The sequence below is a fragment of the Streptomyces sp. P17 genome, from assembly GCF_032436805.1.
GTDB lineage: Bacteria > Actinomycetota > Actinomycetes > Streptomycetales > Streptomycetaceae > Streptomyces.
The window spans coordinates 1-351 of record NZ_JAVRBF010000461.1 but is presented as its reverse complement, the minus strand read 5'-3'; the positions used below and the strand labels follow the sequence as shown (position 1 = coordinate 351).

At 54.7% G+C, this 351-nt stretch carries 1 protein-coding gene; it reads left to right on the top strand.

Annotated features, from left to right (window positions below):
- Positions 1–351, top strand: a 351-nt coding sequence (locus RMT89_RS41715; RefSeq protein ID WP_315888971.1) for a N4-gp56 family major capsid protein, incomplete at both ends; no start/stop codon positions are given.

Below are 351 nucleotides of genomic sequence, written 5' to 3'. Positions count from 1 at the left end.
GATTTGCTGGCTGCTGCTGGTACGATCATCTATGCCGGTGCTGCAACTGCTGACAGCGAAATCTCCGGTGAAGAAACTCCGGCTTCTGGTGGTGCTCCTGCAATCCCTGCGTCTCTGGTTTCCTACAAGAACCTGATGCGTCTGGACAAAATCCTCAACGACAACCGTACCCCACGTCAGACCAAGATCATCGCTGGATCGCGTCTGACTGATACGAAGGTCATCGGCTCTGGCCGTGTCATGTATATCGGCTCCGATCTTGTATCGGTGGTTCGTGGCATGACTGACCTGTTCGGCAAGCCTGCGTTCATCTCCGTTCAGCACTATGCTGACGCTGGTACGCTGCTTACC